Origin of the sequence: Burkholderia sp. Ac-20344, from assembly GCF_017104975.1 — a bacterium.
Classification (GTDB): Bacteria; Pseudomonadota; Gammaproteobacteria; order Burkholderiales; family Burkholderiaceae; genus Burkholderia.
In genome coordinates, this window is record NZ_JAAGPP010000317.1 from 1 (window position 1) to 2,788 (window position 2,788).

Genomic DNA, 2,788 nt, shown 5'->3' on the forward strand with positions numbered 1-2,788 from the left:
CCAGGGATATCTCATCTTAAGGCGAGTTTCCCGCTTAGATGCTTTCAGCGGTTATCTCTTCCGAACATAGCTACCCGGCGATGCCACTGGCGTGACAACCGGTACACCAGAGGTTCGTCCACTCCGGTCCTCTCGTACTAGGAGCAGCCCCCTTCAAATATCCAACGCCCACGGCAGATAGGGACCAAACTGTCTCACGACGTTTTAAACCCAGCTCACGTACCTCTTTAAATGGCGAACAGCCATACCCTTGGGACCGGCTACAGCCCCAGGATGAGATGAGCCGACATCGAGGTGCCAAACACCGCCGTCGATATGAACTCTTGGGCGGTATCAGCCTGTTATCCCCAGAGTACCTTTTATCCGTTGAGCGATGGCCCTTCCATACAGAACCACCGGATCACTATGACCTGCTTTCGCACCTGCTCGACTTGTCGGTCTCGCAGTTAAGCACGCTTATGCCATTGCACTATCAGCACGATTTCCGACCGTACCTAGCGTACCTTCGTACTCCTCCGTTACGCTTTGGGAGGAGACCGCCCCAGTCAAACTGCCTACCATGCACTGTCCCCGACCCGGATCACGGGCCAAGGTTAGAACCTCAAACAAACCAGGGTGGTATTTCAAGGACGGCTCCACCGAAACTAGCGTTCCGGTTTCATAGCCTCCCACCTATCCTACACAGATCGGTTCAAAGTCCAATGCAAAGCTACAGTAAAGGTTCATGGGGTCTTTCCGTCTAGCCGCGGGTAGATTGCATCATCACAAACACTTCAACTTCGCTGAGTCTCGGGAGGAGACAGTGTGGCCATCGTTACGCCATTCGTGCAGGTCGGAACTTACCCGACAAGGAATTTCGCTACCTTAGGACCGTTATAGTTACGGCCGCCGTTTACCGGGACTTCAATCAAGAGCTTGCACCCCATCATTTAATCTTCCGGCACCGGGCAGGCGTCACACCCTATACGTCCACTTTCGTGTTTGCAGAGTGCTGTGTTTTTATTAAACAGTCGCAGCCACCAGTTTATTGCAACCCCTTCACCCTCCTGGCGCAGGCCAGTCAAGCTACAAGGGCGTACCTTATCCCGAAGTTACGGTACCAATTTGCCGAGTTCCTTCTCCCGAGTTCTCTCAAGCGCCTTAGAATACTCATCTCGCCCACCTGTGTCGGTTTGCGGTACGGTCATCGTTAGACTGAAGCTTAGAGGCTTTTCTTGGAACCACTTCCAATTGCTTCGCTCCCGAAGGAGCTCGCGCCACACCCTTGAATTGCGCGCCCGGATTTGCCTAAGCGCCTTCTCCAATGCAGCGACCGGGACTTCCAACACCCGGACAACCTTCCGCGATCCGTCCCCCCATCGCATCTAACAATGGTGCAGGAATATTGACCTGCTTCCCATCAGCTACGCATTTCTGCCTCGCCTTAGGGGCCGACTCACCCTACGCCGATGAACGTTGCGTAGGAAACCTTGGGCTTACGGCGAGGGGGCCTTTCACCCCCTTTATCGCTACTCATGTCAGCATTCGCACTTCCGATACCTCCAGCACCCTTTACAAGGCACCTTCGCAGGCTTACGGAACGCTCTCCTACCATGCGAGACTAGCTCGCATCCGCAGCTTCGGTATATAGCTTAGCCCCGTTACATCTTCCGCGCAGGACGACTCGATCAGTGAGCTATTACGCTTTCTTTAAAGGGTGGCTGCTTCTAAGCCAACCTCCTGACTGTTTTAGCCTTCCCACTTCGTTTCCCACTTAGCTATATTTGGGGACCTTAGCTGGCGGTCTGGGTTGTTTCCCTCTTGACACCGGACGTTAGCACCCGATGTCTGTCTCCCGTGATTGCACTCTTCGGTATTCGGAGTTTGCTATGGCGGGGTAATCTGCAATAGACCCCCCAACCATGACAGTGCTCTACCCCCGAAGGTGAGACACGAGGCACTACCTAAATAGTTTTCGGAGAGAACCAGCTATTTCCAGGTTTGTTTAGCCTTTCACCCCTATCCACAGCTCATCCCCTAACTTTTCAACGTTAGTGGGTTCGGACCTCCAGTACGTGTTACCGCACCTTCATCCTGGCCATGGATAGATCACCTGGTTTCGGGTCTACGCCCAGCAACTGAACGCCCTATTCGGACTCGCTTTCGCTACGCCTGCCCTATACGGTTAAGCTTGCTACTGAACGTAAGTCGCTGACCCATTATACAAAAGGTACGCCGTCACCCCTTGCGAGGCTCCGACTGTTTGTATGCATGCGGTTTCAGGATCTATTTCACTCCCCTCCCGGGGTTCTTTTCGCCTTTCCCTCACGGTACTGGTTCACTATCGGTCGATCACGAGTATTTAGCCTTGGAGGATGGTCCCCCCATCTTCAGACAGGATTTCACGTGTCCCGCCCTACTTGTCGCACACCTAGTTCTTTCATACTGTTTTCGCCTACAGGGCTATCACCTGCTATGGCCGCACTTTCCAGAGCGTTCGGCTAACAATACAAATAAAGAGTGCAAGGCTCATCCCATTTCGCTCGCCACTACTTTGGGAATCTCGGTTGATTTCTTTTCCTGCGGTTACTTAGATGTTTCAGTTCACCGCGTTCGCTTCACTGGACCTATGTATTCAGTCCAGGATGACCCAAAAGGGCCGGGTTTCCCCATTCGGACATCTACGGATCAAAGCTCGTTTGCCAGCTCCCCGTAGCTTTTCGCAGGCTACCGCGTCCTTCATCGCCTGTGATCGCCAAGGCATCCACCACATGCACTTGTTCGCTTGACCCTATAACGAGTCTGTCTC

The 2,788-nt window shown here is 53.3% G+C and carries 1 rRNA gene; it reads right to left on the reverse strand.

Going from position 1 to position 2,788, the window contains the following annotated elements:
- Positions 1-2,770: ribosomal RNA gene (locus tag G3N64_RS38735) — 23S ribosomal RNA — on the reverse strand; the annotation flags it as partial.
- Positions 2,771-2,788 lie beyond the last annotated feature (18 nt).